The organism is Mesorhizobium sp. B2-1-8, from assembly GCF_006442545.2.
Classification (GTDB): Bacteria; Pseudomonadota; Alphaproteobacteria; order Rhizobiales; family Rhizobiaceae; genus Mesorhizobium.
This window is the reverse complement of the sequence record NZ_CP083952.1, coordinates 4802761-4820809: the sequence shown is the minus strand read 5'-3', so window position 1 is coordinate 4820809 and position 18049 is coordinate 4802761. Positions and strand designations below refer to the sequence as shown.

17 protein-coding genes are annotated in these 18049 nt (G+C 61.9%); 10 read left to right on the top strand and 7 right to left on the bottom strand.

Going from position 1 to position 18049, the window contains the following annotated elements; translation table 11 throughout:
- Position 1 precedes the first annotated feature (1 nt).
- From FJ970_RS23755 to lptF, 4 genes are all read right to left on the bottom strand, one after another.
- Positions 2 to 934: a peptidylprolyl isomerase gene (locus tag FJ970_RS23755; protein ID WP_181178728.1), complete on the bottom strand. Its 933-nt coding sequence runs from the start codon at positions 932 to 934 to the stop codon at positions 2 to 4.
- Between the two features lie 89 nt (positions 935 to 1023).
- On the bottom strand, positions 1024 to 3450 hold the full coding sequence (locus tag FJ970_RS23750; RefSeq protein ID WP_181178727.1) for an LPS-assembly protein LptD: 2427 nt from the start codon (positions 3448 to 3450) through the stop codon (positions 1024 to 1026).
- Complete coding sequence (gene lptG / locus FJ970_RS23745) at positions 3450 to 4535, bottom strand: LPS export ABC transporter permease LptG (protein ID WP_181178731.1); 1086 nt, start codon at positions 4533 to 4535, stop codon at positions 3450 to 3452. Before lptG ends, FJ970_RS23750 begins: the two co-directional genes overlap by 1 nt.
- Entirely contained in the window at positions 4532 to 5734 is a 1203-nt protein-coding gene (lptF, locus tag FJ970_RS23740; RefSeq protein ID WP_140762032.1) for an LPS export ABC transporter permease LptF, read from the bottom strand. Before lptF ends, lptG begins: the two co-directional genes overlap by 4 nt.
- Before the next feature lie 362 nt (positions 5735 to 6096).
- Here lptF and FJ970_RS23735 point away from each other — a divergent pair, with 362 nt between their 5' ends.
- Complete coding sequence (locus tag FJ970_RS23735) at positions 6097 to 7617, top strand: leucyl aminopeptidase (protein WP_140762084.1); 1521 nt, start codon at positions 6097 to 6099, stop codon at positions 7615 to 7617.
- Between the two features lie 9 nt (positions 7618 to 7626).
- Entirely contained in the window at positions 7627 to 8076 is a 450-nt protein-coding gene (locus tag FJ970_RS23730) for a DNA polymerase III subunit chi (protein WP_140762029.1), read from the top strand.
- Positions 8077 to 8148: 72 nt separating this feature from the next.
- On the opposite strand, the gene FJ970_RS23725 is transcribed toward FJ970_RS23730, so the two are convergent.
- Positions 8149 to 8619 carry a carboxymuconolactone decarboxylase family protein gene (locus tag FJ970_RS23725; RefSeq protein WP_140762026.1) on the bottom strand — a complete coding sequence of 157 codons (471 nt, stop codon included), beginning with the start codon at positions 8617 to 8619 and terminating at the stop codon, positions 8149 to 8151.
- A gap of 136 nt (positions 8620 to 8755) precedes the next feature.
- Between FJ970_RS23725 and FJ970_RS23720 the strand changes: the two genes are divergently transcribed.
- From FJ970_RS23720 to FJ970_RS23705, 4 genes are all read left to right on the top strand, one after another.
- Positions 8756 to 9397 carry a TetR/AcrR family transcriptional regulator gene (locus FJ970_RS23720; RefSeq protein ID WP_227791887.1) on the top strand — a complete coding sequence of 214 codons (642 nt, stop codon included), beginning with the start codon at positions 8756 to 8758 and terminating at the stop codon, positions 9395 to 9397.
- 19 nt (positions 9398 to 9416) lie between these two features.
- Complete coding sequence (locus tag FJ970_RS23715; RefSeq protein WP_140762022.1) at positions 9417 to 10028, top strand: hypothetical protein; 612 nt, start codon at positions 9417 to 9419, stop codon at positions 10026 to 10028.
- Positions 10025 to 10891, top strand: coding sequence for a 23S rRNA (adenine(2030)-N(6))-methyltransferase RlmJ (locus FJ970_RS23710; protein ID WP_140762019.1), 867 nt, complete (start codon positions 10025 to 10027; stop codon positions 10889 to 10891). The genes FJ970_RS23715 and FJ970_RS23710 overlap by 4 nt, the downstream gene beginning before the upstream one ends.
- 184 nt (positions 10892 to 11075) lie before the next feature.
- On the top strand, positions 11076 to 11528 hold the full coding sequence (locus FJ970_RS23705) for a hypothetical protein (RefSeq protein WP_140762016.1): 453 nt from the start codon (positions 11076 to 11078) through the stop codon (positions 11526 to 11528).
- A 94-nt stretch (positions 11529 to 11622) separates the two neighbouring features.
- Here the strand turns inward: FJ970_RS23705 and FJ970_RS23700 are convergent, their stop codons facing one another.
- The gene (locus FJ970_RS23700; RefSeq protein ID WP_140762013.1) at positions 11623 to 11934 is read right to left on the bottom strand and encodes a transcriptional regulator; all 312 of its coding nucleotides are present in this window, start codon (positions 11932 to 11934) and stop codon (positions 11623 to 11625) included.
- A gap of 635 nt (positions 11935 to 12569) precedes the next feature.
- On the opposite strand from FJ970_RS23700, the gene FJ970_RS23695 reads away from it, so the two are divergent.
- Together FJ970_RS23695 and FJ970_RS23690 are read left to right on the top strand one after the other, a co-directional pair.
- Positions 12570 to 12968, top strand: a complete 399-nt coding sequence (locus FJ970_RS23695; protein WP_227791885.1) for a hypothetical protein — start codon at positions 12570 to 12572, stop codon at positions 12966 to 12968.
- A gap of 436 nt (positions 12969 to 13404) precedes the next feature.
- The gene (locus FJ970_RS23690; RefSeq protein ID WP_140762007.1) at positions 13405 to 14001 is read left to right on the top strand and encodes a glutathione S-transferase; all 597 of its coding nucleotides are present in this window, start codon (positions 13405 to 13407) and stop codon (positions 13999 to 14001) included.
- Between the two features lie 89 nt (positions 14002 to 14090).
- Here FJ970_RS23690 and FJ970_RS23685 read toward each other — a convergent pair whose 3' ends face one another.
- Entirely contained in the window at positions 14091 to 14747 is a 657-nt protein-coding gene (locus FJ970_RS23685; RefSeq protein WP_140762004.1) for an outer membrane protein, read from the bottom strand.
- Positions 14748 to 15160: 413 nt separating this feature from the next.
- On the opposite strand from FJ970_RS23685, the gene FJ970_RS23680 reads away from it, so the two are divergent.
- Positions 15161 to 15925, top strand: coding sequence for an SDR family oxidoreductase (locus FJ970_RS23680; protein WP_140762001.1), 765 nt, complete (start codon positions 15161 to 15163; stop codon positions 15923 to 15925).
- Positions 15922 to 18006: an excinuclease ABC subunit UvrC gene (gene uvrC / locus FJ970_RS23675; protein WP_140761999.1), complete on the top strand. Its 2085-nt coding sequence runs from the start codon at positions 15922 to 15924 to the stop codon at positions 18004 to 18006. The genes FJ970_RS23680 and uvrC overlap by 4 nt, the downstream gene beginning before the upstream one ends.
- The last annotated feature ends 43 nt before the right edge of the window (positions 18007 to 18049 follow it).

Genomic DNA, 18049 nt, shown 5'->3' with positions numbered 1-18049 from the left:
GTCAGCGCTTGACGATGCGGGCTTTCGCCTTCAGCTCGTCGACATATTTCTTGCTGAGATCGTCGGCGGCCTTGTCGTTGGAGCCTTCGCTCTGGAACACCATCTGGGCCGTCTTGTCGTCGGACACTTCGCGCGACGAGCAGATGCCGATGAATTCGACGCCGCGTTCGGTCTCGCGCGTGACGGTGGCGCCACCGACCTTGGTCGCTTTGATCTGCTCGGCCCAGTCCGGCGGCAGTTGCGGCGCCAGCACCCGGCCGAGGTCGCGAACGGTGACGTCGATCAGGCCCTTGGCGAACTCGCGCGTCGTGTTGCAGCCGTTGAAGCGGGCACGCATGGCGTCGGCCTCGCGCTTGCGTTTGGCCAGCGTCGCGCTGCGTTCTGCCGCTGGCACGACGAAGATGACCTGCTGCAGCATGTATTCCATGGCGCTCGGCTTGGCTCCGCCCTTGTCGAGCATGCGCCGCACCGCGTCCTGTTCGGTCACGCTGCCACCTTCGCCGGACCGGTAACGTGCGCTCAGGGCCTGGTTCCATGCCATCTGGGCACGGATGAATTCCTTGAAATGATCCTTGCCGACGCCGGATTTTTCCATGACGCCATCGAGCTGAGCGAGTTCCATTTTGTTGTTGGTGGCAAAGCGCTGGTAGGCGGCCGCGACCTGTGCATCGCTGATACGGATGCCGAGCCGTCTGGCCTCGGCGACGCGCAGTGTTTGGTCGATCATTTCCTGGGCAGCGTCGCCCTTCTTGCGCTGCAGCTTCAGGAAGGCGGCACGATGGGCGATATCGCCACTGGTGATTGCTATGTCGTTGACGACGTATTTGATCGCGCTGGCGAAAGCCGGCAGCGTCATCACGGTCATCGACACGGATGTCGCCGCCACGAACAGCGCGAACCCTGCTGAAAAGAGGTATTTCCTCATCGTTGGCATCCCAATTCTATCCCGGCTCCGCCCAATTCCGTCCCTCTTCCGGATACGCGAATCCGTGCCAGCCCTATGCGGCGAAACGATGTCGCCACTTATTGGATGGTGTCGATTGCGTTGGTAGACGAGCCGAAGTCGCCGAGGGTGCGGAACGACAGGTTGAATCCGATGCTCTGCGTCACTTCCCTGGTGTTCAGGTCACGCGACTGCGCATACGTCATCAGATAGGTGAAGCAGGAATCGTTGTAGGCGAAGCCGACCCCGTCCTTGACCAGCAGGCCCTCCTGCAAGTCGTAGGTTCCTGTCCCGAACACGCGCCAGTTCTCGGCAAGATGCGTCGATGCGCCGAGCGTGACCTCGTGACGGTCGGTCGTGAAACCATAGAGCGGTTGGGCCTGGATGAAGGCGTACTTGGCGCTCAACGACACCGGCAGGCCGGAATAGGCAGCTTTCAGCTCGGCGCGGCGGATCTCGAAGCTCTGTTCGTCGAAACGACCGCTGACCGAGGCGGCGAAGCCATTGGGGCTGGTTATGCCAAACAGGCCGACATAGTCGGACTTGGTGGTTTCAAGCCCTGAATTTGCGCCGACATTGACCAGATCGGGTGCCGCGAAGGAGTTTTCGCCGCCGATCTGATAGGACTGGCCGAAGATCGCATTGGTGCCCCAGCCATTGATGTAGGAGCCGGAATAGCGCAGCCCGACATTGGCACGCGAGCCGCCCTCGATGCGGTCATAACCGGAGAACTTGTCGCGTTCGAACAGCGTGGTCGCGTCGAAAACCATGCTTTGAGCATCTTCGTTCGGAATGGAGAGACCGCCGACATATTGTTCGTTCGGACGCAGGAACACCTGTGCCATCGGCTCGACAACGTGGCTCGACCCGCTGGCCAGGGAGAACAACAGCGGCCAGCTCATCTCGAGCCCGGCGGTCGCCATGTAACGGGCAAAGGACGAGCGCATGTCTTCGCTGGTATTTATCACAGGGTTGGCGGCCATCTCCTGAATGGCCGCCAGCGAAGCCGATGAAGCGCGGACGTAGTCAACATCGCCCTGGAGTGCCAGCAGCGGTGTCAGTACCAGCCCATCATCGGTAACGAATGTCCGCTTCCATTCGGCTTCGGTGGTGAGTCGGCCAGACTCGCCTTCTATGCCACGGACACGCTGTGCCAGCGTGGCAGGGTCGTATGGCTTGTTGAAAGCCTCGTCGAGATCTTCGCGACGGATGACGCGCGTATTGACGTTGAGCGACAACTGGCCGCCGGCGACCGATGTGTCGGGGATATAGGCATAGTCGAGCGAGGGCAGCACCCACGGCTGCTGGCCGCTTCGCGCTGCTGGATTGCTGTTGAGCGTGTTTTCCTGGACTTCGAAATGCATGGCGCGCACGTCGAAATAGTTACGGTCATTGAGACCGGTCAGGTAGACCGACGACTGGTGAACGTATTCGTTGTACTTGGCGATGTTGTAGGTGTGCGAGAAATCCTTGTCGGTCTGCAACAGCACGTCCCAGCCGAAATTCCAGCGTTCATTGATGGCGAACTGCCCCTGCGTGCCCATCATGCCGCGGAACTTGTTGGAATCGCCCACTGCGCCCGAATCGATATTGCGGCCGGCGCTGTCGATGAAGGCGTCGGGATTCTGCTGCTGGATGCCGGCGACCTTAAAAGTGTATTGGCCGTTGTTGAAGCGCTGGCGCCATTCGGCTTCGCCGAGGAAGCCCTGCTTGGTGTAGCCGCTTCCGGTCACCGTCAGATCATATGTCGGCGAAAGGGCGAAATAGTAGGGAACCTTGACGCTGTACCCCAGATGGCTGTTGTAGCCGATGCTGGGGATCAGGAAGCCGCTCTTGCGCTTCACCGTCGGGTCGGCGATCTCGAACGCCGGCAGGTAGGCCAGCGGAAAGCCGAAGAACTCGAAATTCGCGTTCTCGAAACGAACCGTCTTCTTCTCGCCGTTCCAGATGATCTTCCTGGCTTTGACGCGCCATGTCGGTGCCTTGTCGGGCTTGTCCTCGCACGGTTCGCAGGCGGTGTAGACACCATTGTGGAAGGTGGTCAGCACGCCGCCCATGCGTTCGGCGCTTTCGGCGGCGAAATAGGCCTTGTCGACGGTTTCAACGCGTAGCGCGTTGACGAAACCGTCGGCGAAATCGTCGGTGATGTCGATGTGCTGCGAATTGATCTTGGTGCCGTCGCTGTTGACGATCTCGACATTGCCACTGGCGACCATCCGCTTGGTGTTGCGGTTGTAGACGACCTTCTGGGCGACGAGGCGGTTGCCGCCATAGTCGATCTGCACGCCGCCGATGGCGGTCACCGTCTGGTTGTCGTTGTTGTATTCCAGCGTGTCGGCGGCCAGCAGCATCTGCGAGCCGGACGGCACCGTGGCCGCCATGTTGCCGACATCCTGCGCGAACGCCGGCAGCGGGACGCCGCAGGCAAGCAGGCACGCCAAGGCGCTCGCCGCATAGAGGCGCGCCAAACGGGCCTGCCTGTCGCTGGGCAAAAACGCCTCCCTCACTAGCCGTCTTCCTTGTATAGCAGGAAAGTCACCCCGAAGAACATAGCTACCACGACCGGCACCCAGGCGGCTATCGCAGTCGGCACGAACCCCGCCACGCCGAACGCCTTCACCAGCACAGAAACGACATAAAGCAGAAACCCGGCAACGACGCCACCTAGAATCATCGTTGCCGACTGCCCCATTCGCGCAAATCGCATTGAAACTGTTGCCGCAATCAGCGTCATGGCGACGAGGAGGAACGGCAACGCCACCAGCGAATCAAACTGCATGGCAAAGGCATTTGCCTTGAGGCCGAAGGAACGGGCAACCTCGATTTTTCCGGGCAGGTCATAGAAGGGAATCGTCTCCGGGCGCGCCAGCCGCTCCTGCACGAATTCCGGCTTCAGATTGGTCGGCACACGATCGTTCGCGACGGTCTGGATGGTGCCGTTCCTGAAGGTCTTCACATCCTGCAATTCCCAATAGCCGTCGCGCAGGTAAGCACGCGCCGCATCCTTGCGCTCGACGATATTGCCCTGCTGGTCGAGGATGAAAAAGACCGCGTCGGCCATCTCCAGACCCTGGCCGAGGATGGCGCGCGCGCCGATGATCGTGTCGCCGGAACTGGTTTTCTGGCGAATCCATGGAGCGGCATCAGCCGAAACCGTGTTGGATTTGCCGGAGCGCAGCTCGGTCTCGATCTGTTCGGACAAGGAGAAGGCGTGCGCGGCGAGCGGGTTGATGATCCCGACCGACACGGCGCCAAACAGCAGTGCGCCGATGCAGCATGGCAAAAGGAACTGCCAGGCGGAAACGCCCGCGGACCGTGCGATGACGAGTTCGTAACGTCGGTTGAGCGAAACCAGCGTCGCCATCGCCGAGAACAAGCCGACAAACGGCACCGTCTGCAGCATGATCATCGGCATTCGAAGGCCTGAAATGGCCATCGCCGTGCCATAGGTGAACCCCGGCAGGCCGGTGGTGCGGCCCGACAGTTCGGTGAAATCGATCAGGAATACCAGCGCCAGAAGGCCGAGGAAGAACCAGATCGTGATCGCCACGTAGCGGAAGAAGAAGTAACGGCCCAGAGTCCAGCCCATCAGCCGGCTCCCTGGCCCGAGGTGTCACGCCTGGATAGACGCAGCTTGAGGGCATTCCAGCCGTCACCGATGCGGCTGGCCAGGTTTGTCATCCAGTCCGCCCAGGCGACCGGCAATTCCATGGTCCGGTTCGACACGATGAACCAGATCGCCACCGCGGAAGCCACGATCGGTACGCCATAGACCATATAGGAATATTGCGGGACCTCGTCGGCCTTGCTGGCGGCGAAGAAGCCCAGCCAGCGCACGAACAGCGATATCGCGATGGCCGTGATCAGCGGATTGACGCGCGCCTCGCGATGCGAACGCGCGTCTCCCGCGACCGCGAGCGCGATCAGCGCGAAAACCATGGAGTACGTCCATTCCGTAAATCGCTGGTCGACCTCGGCCCGGTATTCCTGGGGATTTTGCTGATAGTTCTTGTCGTTGGGGCTTGGATTGAGAAGGTACTGCGTCGTCTGGTCCTTTGGAAGGAGCGTCACCTGGTTGGCCGCCGACATGAAGGCCGACATGTCGAAGGCATAGGACGTGAACCGGATGACACTGAGGTCGCCCGTCAGCGTTTTGCGATGGATGACGCCGTCATTCATCATCAGCACCTTTTCGCCGCCGCGCTCGATGATGCTGCCGGTCTTGGCATAGTAGACGAGATTGACGCCTTCCTCGCGCGAATCGGCGACGAAGATGCCACCCAGCCGGTTGTCGGGAAGCCGCTCGCCAATCTGCAGGAACAGTCCGTCCTCGATCTTCCGGAACGTGCCTTCCTGGATGATCAGCGACAAAAGATCGGCGCGCGACTCCGCCACGAGCGCGCGGTTCTTCTGTCGTGCATAGGGGTCGATGCCGTTGTCCACGGCGAACGAAAAGACGCTGGCGGCCAGCGCCAGCAGCATGATCGGCCGCACGATGGTCCAGCGCGAGGCCCCCGATGCGTTGACCACCGCGAGTTCCGAATCCGAATTCATCACACTGAGCGTCTGGGCGACGGCCACCACGAGCGCGAAAGGCACGACGATCGGAACGATGGAGGGGAGAATAAGAGACGCGACCTCGAAGAAGGTCAAGGCTGACTGACCGCTGTCGGTGACCAGGTTGATCTTGGCCAGTACTTGCGTCGTCCACACGATGGCCAGCGTCCAGACCAGTGCTGCCAGGAAGACCACGAAAGCGCGGCGCATGATGTAGCGTTCAACGACCTTCATGAAGGCTTTACTCGATTTTCTCGAACGGCATCATGCCACCACGCCAAGGGTAGCTGTCCGGCGACGCCCGCACAACTGGCTCCGTTGGGCTGCATTGGCAGGCGAGCCGGTTCCCGTCCCACGTCGCGTGCCGCGGTAGGCCGGAGTGTCGGCGGCAATGGATAAGAAAGGACGAACATCGATGGTTAACAACAGGTTGCGGCTTGAAGCGGGCCGTGCCGCGACGAATCGCCATCGATTCCGTGTCTCATATGGGTAGCCATTTTGGCAAAGTCTTGCCAAATGCCGGAAAACGACCAAATGTCGCGGATCGCTTCAAACCGCTTCGCGCATCATCGCGCAATCCCCGAAAGCAGGACATGATGAACCCGAGACCGTCGATCGCCTTTGCAAAATTCGCCGCGCCCCAGTCGGCAGCGAACAGAAAGGGCACGGTCTTCGTGCTGTCGGCGGATGATGGCTTGAGCGATGCGGCCAGGGCTTACGATCCGGGCAAGACGCTGGATCGGGCTTTCCCGGTCGCCGAGTTTGCCGGCAAGTTCGCCAGCACTGTCGAAATCCTGGCGCCGGAAGCAACATCGCTCGACAGGTTGGTCGCGGTCGGCGCCGGCAGGGTGTCGGGGCTCGACGAGTATGCCTGGCTGAAGCTCGGCGGCACCATTGCGGCATCGCTGCGCAAGGCAACCGACGTCGCCGTGGTCCTCGACGTGGCCGGTGCCTCGCCCGATGGCAAGGACGCCGCGAACCTCGCCGCGGGCATTCTTTTGCGCGGCTATTCCTTCGACAAGTACAAGACCAGGAAGGATAAGGACGACGGCCAGGGGGGCGGTAAAGCCGACCCGAAAAAGCCGGTCAAGGTGACCATCCATACCGCCGACCCGGCAGGCGCCAAGAAAGCCTTCGCCGATGCCGAGGCGGTGATCGACGGTGTGCTTCTGGCGCGCGATCTCGTCAACGAACCGGCAAACGTGCTGGGACCGGTCGAGTTCGCCGCCCGCGCCAAGGACCTCGAGGCGCTCGGCGTCAAGGTCGAGATCCTGACCGAGAAGGAAATGAAGAAGCTCGGCATGGGCTCGCTGCTCGGTGTCGCGCAAGGCTCGCCCCGGGGCGCCCGCATGGCGGTCATGCAATGGAACGGCGGCAAGCCCAAGGACAGCCCGGTCGCCTTCATCGGCAAGGGCGTCACGTTCGATACCGGCGGCAATTCGATCAAGCCGGCGTCGGGCATGGAGGACATGAAAGGCGACATGGGCGGCGCTGCCGCCGTGACCGGGTTGATGCATGCGCTCGCCGCGCGCAAGGCCAAGGCCAATGTTGTCGGCATCATCGGTCTTGTCGAAAACGCGGTCGATGGTCATGCCCAGCGCCCGGGCGACATCGTCACCTCGATGTCGGGACAGACCATCGAGGTGCTCAACACCGACGCGGAGGGACGCCTCGTTCTGGCCGACGCGCTGTGGTACTGCAACGACCGCTTCCAGCCGAAATTCATGGTCAACTTGGCGACGCTGACCGGCGCCATCATGGTTGCGCTCGGCCTGCATCATGCCGGCCTGTTCTCAAACAACGACGAACTGGCGCAAAGGCTGACCGCGGCCGGACAGTCAACGCAGGAACGGCTGTGGCGCATGCCGCTCGGCGCCGAATACGACAAGCTGATCGATTCCAAGAATGCCGACATGAAGAACATCGGTGGCCGCTATGGCGGCGCGATCATCGCCGCGCAGTTCCTGCAGCGCTTCGTCAAGGACACGCCCTGGGCGCATCTCGACATCGCCGGTACCGCGATGGGCTCGCCATTGAACGAGATCAACCAGTCATGGGCTTCGGGTTTCGGCGTGCGGCTGCTGGATCGGCTGGTGCGTGATCACTACGAGAGCTGACGTCGATCCATGGCCGATGTGCTGTTCTACCATCTGACCGAATCGACGCTGGAAGATGCGCTGCCAGGCCTGCTCGAGCGCAGCCTCGATCGCGGCTGGCGCGCCGTGGTGCAGACCGGCACCGAGGAGCGGCGCGACGCGCTGGACCAGCATCTGTGGACTTTCCGCGATGATTCCTTTCTGGCACACGCGACCGATCGCGAAGCTTATCCAGATGAACAACCAATCCTGTTGACCACCGGCGACGGCAATCCCAACGGAGCCAAGATCAGGTTCCTGGTCGACGGCGCGGCGGCGCCCGACCTTGCCGGCTACGAGCGTGCGGTGTTCCTGTTTGATGGCCATGACGCGGCCCAGGTCGAGATGGCCCGGGCGCATTGGAAGACGATGAAGGACGCGGGCCACGCCGTGACGTACTGGCAGCAGACCGCGGACCGCCGCTGGGAGCGCAAGGCTTAGGCAGCACCCGAAGCCGAGATGCAGACCAGAGACGACCCGCGCACCGAGTCATCTCTGTAGAGCACTTGAGACTTACTGCCCGCCCATTTCCTTCTTGAATGTATCGAAATCGACCTGCATGCCGTTGAAGACAGTGCTCCAGTGGCGGGTCAGCGCCGCCATCGCCACGGCTTCCTGTATTTCCTCATCGGTTGCGCCGGCGCGCTTGGCGTCCTGCGTGTCCGACCAGATGCAGTAGGTGCAAGGGATCTGTGCCGCCACGGCCAGGGAGATCAGCGACTTGACCTTGGGCGGCAGCGCCGTCTTGTCGCTGAGTTCGATGGCCTTGACCTCCGCCCAGGCACCGGGCAGACCGGTTTTGGGAAACTGTTTCACAAAGCTTGGTACACCGCCCATGGTCGACTGTATGTCCTTGAGGGTTGCATCATAGTCGTCGGCATGGGCCGCCGCGGTGCCGAGCGACAGCACGCAGGCCGCGGCGGCGAACAGGAACGCACGTTGGGATGAAGACTGCACGGATTTGACGATGCGATGATACGACATGGTTTTCTCCTCTGGTCTTTGTTAGCCTTACGATGTAAGGTGACGGCGAAGATGAACCTTACACTGTAAGTTGTCAAGCAGCGCGATGGATCAATCAATCAAGAAAAAGAGAGCGCGCGGACGTCTGTCGCGCGAAATGATCGAGGACGCGGCTTTCGAGGTGATCGAGAGGGAGGGCCTTTCCGGCTTTTCGATGCGCAAGCTGGCGGCAGCACTTGGTTGCGAGGCAATGAGCATCTACCATCACTTCCCGTCGCAGGCGCATCTCTTTGAGGCGCTGGTCGACAGGCTGATTGGTCCGTTGAAGATGCCTGATCCGGATCTGCCATGGCGCCAGAGGATGCGCATGGCGGTATTGGATTATCGGCGTATCGGTCGCGAGCATCCGGCCTTCGCGAGCTATTTTCTCAGCTACCGCATGAATTCGCCCATTTGCCTTGGCTATATCAACAACATCGTGGGCTTGTTCAATGACGGCGGCTTCGATCAGGAAATGGCCGCAAGGCTGTTCCGTGCGGTCGGGTACTATCTAGCGGGGGCGGTGCTCGACGAGACCGCCGGTTACTCAAAGGGTCCGTCGGCGGTCACAACGGTCGGCAGTGAGCAGCTTGAGCGCGATTTCCCCAACATCGCCGCCGCGGGACGTTACTTCGGCACCGCTGAATTCGACAAAACCTTCGATCTTGGCCTGGAGATGCTTCTGGACGAGATGGAGCGGATCCGCACTGCTACCCTGGACAGGTCCGCGCAGGGCGGCAGCCATAGCGAGCAGAAGTAGAAATAGCCAAGGTTTTTCGATGCGCTTTCTCTGTATCCTGCTTCTGATCGCCGGCGCCGCCATCGGCATTTTCTCTCCGTGGGCGGTGAGCAATTTCTCGGGCAGGGCGGTCGGCACATACCGCGTTTATGAGGGCGGCCAATTCCGACCGGTGACGGTTCAACTTGCCCCGGGCGATGCGCCGGTGCGGGTGCTGGTGGACCTGACCGCGAGGGCCGAACGCATCGTTTCGCAGCAGCGTACGGTGCTGACGCTGACCGCGGCCACCAACGGCCGCACGGTGCTTGCCTCGACGCTGCAGTTCAACCATGCGGACAATCCACGCCAGGCCAGCCCGCAACTGCCCGACAAGATCTTTCGCGACGAAGCCGGCCTGATTGCCACCGTCAGCCCAGGCGCTTACCTCTTCACCGTCGGCCCGGGCGATGCCGACGACATACCGATGCGGGCGGTCGACCTTGTCTTGCGCTCCGGCGTCGGCGAAATCGACGACCGCGCGCGGCCGATAGGCTTCTCGCTGATGGCGGTCGGCTTGATCGGATTCCTGCTGTCTTTGCGTTCTGGTGGCGGGCGACCGGAAAATCCGAACTCGCAGCCGCCGCCGCCACGATGGGGCAGGGGTCCCACATGAACTATCGCCACGCCTATCATGCCGGAAATTTTGCCGATGTCGTCAAGCATGTCGTGCTGACGCGCCTGCTCGACTATCTCAAACAGAAGGACAAGGCGTTTCGTGTCGTGGACACCCATGCCGGCATTGGCCGCTACGACCTGTCGTCACTCGAAGCGCAAAAGACCGGTGAGTGGCAGGGCGGCATCGGCAGGCTGATCGATGCCTCGTTCGACGCGAAGGCGGCGGCGCTGCTGGCGCCCTATCTGGCGGCGGTGCGCTCGCTCAATCCCGAGGGCGGTGTGAAGAAGTATCCGGGGTCGCCGCTGCTCGCACGCAATCTCCTGCGCAAGCAGGACCGGTTGTCGGCGATCGAGCTGCACCCGAAAGACGCCGCGAAGCTGAAGACGGAGTTCGCCGGCGATTTCCAGACAAGGGTGATGGAACTTGACGGCTGGCTTGCGCTCGGCGCGCACCTGCCGCCCAAGGAAAAGCGCGGCATGGTGCTCATCGACCCACCCTTCGAGGAAGAGGGTGAGTTCGGCCGCCTCGTCGAGGGGCTGGCGAAAGCGCACAGGCGCTGGCCCAGCGGCATCTACGCGCTGTGGTATCCGATCAAGAACCGCAAGGCGATCATCGCCTTCAGGAAAGCGCTGAAGCAATCCGGCATCCCGAAAGTCCTCGACATAGAATTCGAGATCAGGCCGGCCTCTTCGGAACCCAGCCTCGATGGCACCGGCATGGTGGTGGTCAATCCGCCCTTCATGCTGGAAGGCGAACTGCGAACCCTATTACCGGCACTGCACAAATTGCTTGCCGTGGAAAAGCCGGCGCATTGGTCGATGGAATGGCTGGCCGGCGAGCAGGCCCCGCCGCAGGTCTAGCCGCCTTCGACCGCCTGCTCCGTACGACCGCACGATCCGCCCGCAGGGAACTTCGCCGTTGTCTGCGGGTTGCTGCTTACAGCAACTGCCCGGCGCCGGCTTCTGGAAACCATTGTTTCGGCAACCGCTTGACCGCCGCCGAGCGAATCCGCACAGTGCGCGCAATCGACCTTGAGAGGCTGCCATGACTCGCTTCGCCAAATCCGCACTTGCTGCCCTGATTTCGCTCTGCACGCCCCTTGCCGCGCCTCTCGGTATCACCCAGGCGGTCCATGCGGCCGACCTCGCCGTCTATTCCGAGAACGATGGCAGCGTCTGTGGCGAGACATGGGTGCTGAGCAAGATCACGCATCGGTTCTCCTACCAGGTGCATCACGTGCCGCATCTGCCCGATGTCGCCATCACCGATTTTCGCGACATTCGCCAGCACCGCTATGAGCAGGCGAGCGAGGAATGGCCGATCGGCCGTCACTATTGCCGGGCAACCGTCAGCCTGTCGGATGGCCGGGACCGGTCGATCTTCTATCTGATCGAGGAAGGCCAGGGTTTTGCCTCGATCGGCGACAATGTCGAGTTCTGCGTCTCGGGCTTCGATCGCTGGATGGTCTACAACGGCCGTTGCCGCGTCCTGCGCTGAACGCGTCTTTCCCGACCTTTTTTCGCGCCTGCTGCCCGAAGCGGTTGCAGGCGCTTTGGCGCCGGCGTTGCCAGGTGTTCGTCCAATTGCAGGGCTATTTTCCGCGCCGCGTTGCCTCTGCCTGATCGATGATCTTGCGAAGAAAGGCAATGTGGCCGCGAAAGGCCCGGCGCCCGGCCGTCGTGGCTCTGACCCGTGTCTGCGGCCGACGCCCGACAAAAAGCTTTTCAATGTCGACATAGCCAGCTCTGGCCAGCGTATCGAGATGTCCCCCGAGATTGCCGTCGGTGGCTTCGATCATGGCCTTCAACTGGGTGAACTCCAAGGCCTCGCGCCTTTCCAGCGTGTTCAGGACGGCCATGATCCTGAGCCGCGTACTCTGGTGGATAATGTCGTTGGCGCTCATCAATAGGCTCCAATGCGGCAAGCTCGCTGTCGCCGTGTGACTCGGCAATCTCTGCCACCTTGGCGTCACTGCCTTTATATGGCCGAAATCCAAGGCACGATCACTGACCGACAGAATACTCTGCATTACAGAGTATTCTGTCAATCAGAAAGCTGGTGCTCGAAACATGCTTGACAAGGTGATCTTCAGATCGGGCGTCGCATCGCGCTCGTGATCCGCACGGACCGCTCGCTTGCAAAAGATGATCGTCTCGATGAGGCGGCGAGTCATGATATTCACGGCCGAAGATCATGCGTGAAGTTGCTCGCTAGTCTTGGGAGCTTGATGGCGAGCTCGCATCGGGAATGCCGGTATCAAATTGCTGGCGACGTCAGAAGATCAACAGTGGATTTTTCCGATGATGAGTGTGATTGTGTGTCGATCGCAACCAAAAGTTAAGTTGAGAAAATCATATCATTGCTTCGCTGGCTAGCGAGACGCGAGTCAGATATGCATTGCGCGCCGGGGTCATTCACGGCCATCGGCATAACGTGAAGGGGCATGACATGGCTAAGCAGTCATCTAAAGCGCCGGCATCCAAGACACCGGCAAAGAAAGCACCCGCAAAAGCAGTCGCGGCGAAGGCCGCAACGGCAGTGAAGAAAGCAGCGCCTGCCGCCAAGCCGAAGGCAGCCGCGGCCAAGGCACCGGCGAAGAAACCCGCGGTAGCGGCAAAGGCCGTCGCGAAGCCGGCAGCGAAGAAGGCAGCGCCCGCGAAGGCCGCGGCGAAGCCCGCAGCGAAAGCGGCACCGGCCAAGAAGCCGGCAGCCAAGGCGGCCGCCAAACCCGCGGCGAAGCCGGCAGCGAAGAAGGCAGCGCCCGCGAAAGCCGCGGTTAAGCCGGCAGCGAAAGCGGCACCGGCCAAGAAGCCGGCGGCCAAGCCAGCTATGAAAGCAGCCGCGGCCGCGACCAAGCCGGCGGTGAAGAAAGCCGCGGCGCCGAAGGCAAAGGCAGCGCCTGCGAAGGCGAAAGCGAAAGCTCCGGCCAAGAAGTAGACGGATCGTTGGAGCGTCACCTGTCCTTCGGGATCCGGCAAGGACGCTCAGACGCTCTGGATCGGAGCATGTTCGGCAGCGGGTTCAGCCCTCTGGGCTGAACGTCGGAAAGGGGCCGAGGGGCAAGCAAAGCGAGGCGCCGGTTGGCTGCCTCGCTCGCCCGTTCTTTCGCTCCTCGCCGTGGTTGGCGAAGATCTCGGCCCGATGCCTGGCGCCTGCGAAGTATGGGCGCCTGTGAAGTGTGAATGCAGGTTCGAATCCCCGCAGTTCGCTGTCGAGGCCTGCTAATACTTTTCCAGCATACCGGCTTCAGGCTGTGATGATGCCAGGATGGAAAACCGCGGCCGGTTTCTGGTCGTTGGTATTTTGCACTCTGGCGATTGATCGCAAGAGTGTGTCCGGCCAACACTGGACGGTCGCAAACAGGAAACCGATCATGCCGAAGCTGCTCTACGCGTCCGCCTCGCCCTACAGCTCCAAGGTAAGGATGGCCGCAGCCTATGCCGGGATCGCAATCGATGAGGTGCCGGTCAAGACCGAGGACAGGCCGGCCGAACTGATCGGCGCCAATCCGCTCGGCAAAATCCCGGTGCTGGTGCTCGACGATGGCCGTTCGATTCACGACAGCCGAGCCATCACCCAGCACCTCAACCGGATTTCGAAGAACGCGTTGTTTCCACGCAACCCCGACAAGCGTCTGGAAGCGGAAGTGCTGGAGGCGCTGGCTGACGGTATCTGCGATTGCGCGCTGTCGATGGTCTATGAGCGCCGCACCCGGCCCGAAGAGATGGTCTATCAGCCCTGGCTCGACCGCCAGTGGGCGAAGATCACGGCAGCACTCGATCTGCTCAACGCCAATCCGCCCAAGCTGCCGAAGAAGATCACGGCCGGTCAGTTGGCGTTGCGTGCCTGCCTCGGCTATCTCTCGCTGCGCTTTGGCGGTCAGTGGGAGAAAGGGCGTAGCCGGTTGACCCGCTGGGCGGCGCGCTTCGACGAAAAGTTCCCGGAGCTCAAGTCCGCGGTTCCGGCCTGAGCGATCAAATCTGCTGTTCCGGCCTGAGCGACCGGATATAAAAAAAGCCGGGCGCGAGGCCCGGCTTTTCGTGTCGTGGCTTGAACGTCTTAGAACTTCATGCCGAGGCCGAAGGTGACGCGGTTGTCCGTCGCCTTGACCTTGCCGATGCCGTCGAAGCTCTTGCTGCCGAAGTCGGTGTAGCGATACTCGACGCGGCCGAACACATTGTCGGTCAGCTTGATGTCGGTGCCGACGCCGGCCGTCCAGCCGAGCATGGTGGCGGTGTCGCTGGCAGGAATGACGGAGTCTTCCACCTTCAGGCTTCTGCCGGCGAGACCGCCGGTGCCATAGAGCAGGATTTCCGGGGTCACGGCGTAACCGAGACGGGCGCGCAGCGAGCCTTCGAAGCCGCCCTTGGAGTTTATGCCGTTGTCGTCACCCTTCACGCCGTTGTAGCCGAGTTCGGCTTCACCGCCGTACACGAAGTTCTCCTGCTGCCACTGATAGCCGCCGAAGACACTGCCGACAAAACCCTTGGTATCGGTCGAAACGCCGAAATCCTTTTCCTTGGTCTTGCCGCTGAAGCCGTAGCCAACGTTGATACCGGCATAGGGGCCGGCCCACGAGGCGACCGGAAGTTCGGCAACCGGAGCGGGTGCCGGCGGCTCTTCCTGGACGACGTCCGCAGCATAAGCGGTACCGCCGAGGGCGAAGAGCCCGAGCGCGACAGCCAGCGGCCGTGCGAATTTGAGATTGGCTTGCATTGTTCTTTACTCCTTAAGCCACAGGACACAGGCTTGTTTCTCACGATCGCCATCGACCCGCCCGGGGGGTGAAACGGATCTGGCGTTCGTCGGTTCCGAATGTCGTGTCAAAATGCGGCTGAACCGAACCTGAACTTGGGTCATTACCCGGCACGAATGAGGCAGAAGCTTGACGTTGCATCTTCGCAACAGCGAAATGTCAGCAGCAAGTTCATGCTGCGCTGCACGCGGCTTGGTGCAAGGACTCCAGCGACCTATATTGCGGTCCGGCGGTTCCGAGTCCAAGAGGGCCCGGCATGCCGAACCGGGCACTTCGCCACAATGTTGCCCCAGGTGCGAACGCCGTTTAACGCATGCCGGGCCATATTTCGTCGGCGTCGCGTTTTCGGGCCGAAATTGAGGATTGACAGCAGATGAGCAAAGCCACTGCCGTGGCGCTGGTGACCGGTGGGGCGAAACGGATCGGCAAGGCGATCGTCGAGGACCTCGCCAGCCATGGTTTTGCGGTCGCCATCCATTCCAATCGCTCGCACGATAAGGCGGATGCATTGGCCGCGGCGATCAACCGGTCGGGCGGCCGCGCCGCCGCGGTTGCGGCTGATCTGACCGATATGGACGTTGTCAGCGACCTCGTCGGTCAGGCGGAAGCCGCGTTGGGTCCAATCTCGCTGCTGGTCAACAATGCGTCGCTCTTCGTCGATGATTCCGTCGAGGATTTCGACTGGCATGCCTGGGACCGCCATTTTGCCATTCACGTGAAAACCCCGGCGCTTTTGGCGCAGAACTTCGCCCGTTCCTTGCCGGAAGGGCAGGAGGGGCTGATCGTCAACATCATCGACCAGCGTGTCTGGCGGCCGACACCGCGTTATTTTTCCTATGCGCTGTCGAAATCGGCACTCTGGACCCAGACGCAGATGTTGGCGCAGGCGCTCGGCCCCCGCATCCGCGTCAATGCGATCGGGCCAGGCCCGACGCTGAAGAACGCGCGCCAGGACGATTCGGATTTTGACGCGCAGGTCGCCGGCCTCATTCTGAGACGCGGCCCGGAATTGCCGGAATTTGGCGCCACCATCCGTTATCTCTGGCAGGCGCGCTCGGTCACCGGCCAGATGATCGCGCTCGATGGCGGCCAGCATCTTGCATGGCAGACGCCCGATGTGACAGGCATGGCGGAATGAGTCCTTTGGATCACAAGAACAGGGCGCGCGGCGGCGCTGATGATCTTCCTCCCGAAATCGACCTCGAGGACGAGGCGCTGGAGGAGATCGTCGAACCGGTTGGCCCGGATGTCGCGTTCACGGCCATCGACTGGACGCCGCATGCGGGCGACGCCGAAGGCATGGTCGGAGCCGAGGTGATCCAGATGCTGGTCAAGCGGCTGCCCAATGCGCCCGGCGTCTACCGGATGATGAACGCCGCGGGCGACGTGCTCTATGTCGGCAAGGCGCGCAGCCTGAAGAAGCGTGTCACCAACTACGCGCAAGGCAGATTCCACACCAACCGCATCGGCCGCATGGTGCGCGAGACGTCGACGATGGAGTTCGTCGTCACCCGCACCGAGATCGAGGCGCTGCTGCTCGAAGCAAATCTTATCAAGCGCTTGCGGCCGCGATTCAATGTGCTGATGCGGGACGACAAGTCGTTTCCGTATATCCTTTTGACCGGCGACCATGTCTCGCCCGGCATCTACAAGCACCGCGGGGCACGCTCGCGTAAAGGCGACTATTTCGGCCCCTTTGCCTCGGCCGGCGCCGTCGGCCGCACCATCAATTCCCTGCAGCGCGCCTTCCTGCTCAGAAGCTGCACCAATTCCTTCTACGAGAACCGCACGCGGCCATGCCTGCTCTACCAGATCAAACGCTGCGCCGGTCCGTGCACCGGCGAAATCTCGCATCAGGGTTACGCCGATCTGGTCGCCGAGGCGAAGGACTTTCTCTCGGGTCGCAGCCAGAAGGTGAAGACCGAGATTTCGGCTGCCATGCAGCAGGCTTCGCAAGACCTCGATTTCGAGCGCGCCGCCATCTATCGCGACCGGCTGGCCGCCTTGTCGCACGTGCAGAGCCATCAGGGCATCAACCCGGCGACCGTCGACGAGGCCGATGTGTTCGCCATCCACCAGGAAGGCGGCCAGGTCTGCATCCAGGTGTTTTTCTTCCGCACCGGTCAGAACTGGGGCAACCGCGCCTATTTCCCGAAGGCCGATCCGGCGCTGGAGGGATCGGAAGTACTGGGCTCGTTCCTGGCGCAGTTCTATGACGACAAGCCGACGCCGCGTGCCATTCTCCTGTCGCAGGCCGTCGACGACCAGGAACTGCTGGCCGAGGCGCTCTCGACCCGCGCCGGCCGCAAGGTGGCGATCTCGGTGCCGCAGCGCGGCGAGAAAAAGGACCTGACCGACAACGCCTTGCAGAATGCGCGTGAGGCGCTCGGCCGCCGGCTGGCCGAAACCTCGACGCAAGCGCGGCTGCTTGCCGGTTTCGCCGAGACCTTCGGCCTGGCCAAGCCGCCAGTGCGCATCGAGGTCTACGACAACTCGCACATCATGGGCACCAACGCCGTCGGCGCCATGGTCGTCGCGGGGCCGGAAGGCTTTGTGAAGAACCAGTACCGGAAATTCAACATACGCTCGACCGAGATCACGCCGGGCGACGATTTCGGCATGATGCGCGAAGTGATGGAGCGGCGTTTTTCGCGATTGCTCAAGGAGCATGGCGATGTTGTCCTGGCCGACGATGCGGCAGCGGGCGAGGTGATGGCAGCCGAGGCGGGCGACGATATCGAGGAGGATCTCTCCGGAAGCTTCCCTGCCTGGCCCGATGTCATCCTGATCGATGGCGGTCAGGGCCAGATGACGGCGGTGCGCAAGATCCTGTCGGATCTCGGCATCGAGGACCGGGTCGTCGCCATCGGCATCGCCAAGGGGCAGGACCGCGATGCAGGCCGCGAACGCTTCTTCGTCAAGGGCAGGGACTCGTTTTCGCTGCCCGTTCGCGATCCAGTACTCTATTTCGTCCAGCGGCTGCGTGACGAGGTCCACCGCTTCGCCATCGGGTCACACCGGGCCCGTCGCAAGAAGGAAATGGTCAAGAGCCCGCTCGACGAAATCGCCGGCATCGGCCCCGGCCGCAAGCGCGCGCTTCTCTTGCATTTCGGCACCGCCAAGGCGGTCAGCCGTGCCGCAATCGAGGATCTGAGGAAAGTCGACGGCATTTCCGAGCAGGTCGCGAAACTGGTCTACAATCATTTCCACGAGAGCTGAAAAAATCGCCACTTTCAGCTGGCCAGTCGAATCTGGCCTGTTG

What these genes read in the sequence shown, in the direction of transcription:
- FJ970_RS23755 (WP_181178728.1), bottom strand. Translation starts at nt 934, where the DNA reads ATGCCAACGATGAGGAAATACCTCTTTTCAGCAGGGTTCGCGCTGTTC.
- lptF (WP_140762032.1), bottom strand. Translation starts at nt 5,734, where the DNA reads ATGAAGGTCGTTGAACGCTACATCATGCGCCGCGCTTTCGTGGTCTTC.
- FJ970_RS23735 (WP_140762084.1), top strand. Translation starts at nt 6,097, where the DNA reads ATGAACCCGAGACCGTCGATCGCCTTTGCAAAATTCGCCGCGCCCCAG.
- FJ970_RS23730 (WP_140762029.1), top strand. Translation starts at nt 7,627, where the DNA reads ATGGCCGATGTGCTGTTCTACCATCTGACCGAATCGACGCTGGAAGAT.
- FJ970_RS23725 (WP_140762026.1), bottom strand. Translation starts at nt 8,619, where the DNA reads ATGTCGTATCATCGCATCGTCAAATCCGTGCAGTCTTCATCCCAACGT.
- FJ970_RS23720 (WP_227791887.1), top strand. Translation starts at nt 8,756, where the DNA reads ATGATCGAGGACGCGGCTTTCGAGGTGATCGAGAGGGAGGGCCTTTCC.
- FJ970_RS23715 (WP_140762022.1), top strand. Translation starts at nt 9,417, where the DNA reads ATGCGCTTTCTCTGTATCCTGCTTCTGATCGCCGGCGCCGCCATCGGC.
- FJ970_RS23710 (WP_140762019.1), top strand. Translation starts at nt 10,025, where the DNA reads ATGAACTATCGCCACGCCTATCATGCCGGAAATTTTGCCGATGTCGTC.
- FJ970_RS23705 (WP_140762016.1), top strand. Translation starts at nt 11,076, where the DNA reads ATGACTCGCTTCGCCAAATCCGCACTTGCTGCCCTGATTTCGCTCTGC.
- FJ970_RS23700 (WP_140762013.1), bottom strand. Translation starts at nt 11,934, where the DNA reads ATGAGCGCCAACGACATTATCCACCAGAGTACGCGGCTCAGGATCATG.
- FJ970_RS23690 (WP_140762007.1), top strand. Translation starts at nt 13,405, where the DNA reads ATGCCGAAGCTGCTCTACGCGTCCGCCTCGCCCTACAGCTCCAAGGTA.
- FJ970_RS23685 (WP_140762004.1), bottom strand. Translation starts at nt 14,747, where the DNA reads ATGCAAGCCAATCTCAAATTCGCACGGCCGCTGGCTGTCGCGCTCGGG.
- FJ970_RS23680 (WP_140762001.1), top strand. Translation starts at nt 15,161, where the DNA reads ATGAGCAAAGCCACTGCCGTGGCGCTGGTGACCGGTGGGGCGAAACGG.
- uvrC (WP_140761999.1), top strand. Translation starts at nt 15,922, where the DNA reads ATGAGTCCTTTGGATCACAAGAACAGGGCGCGCGGCGGCGCTGATGAT.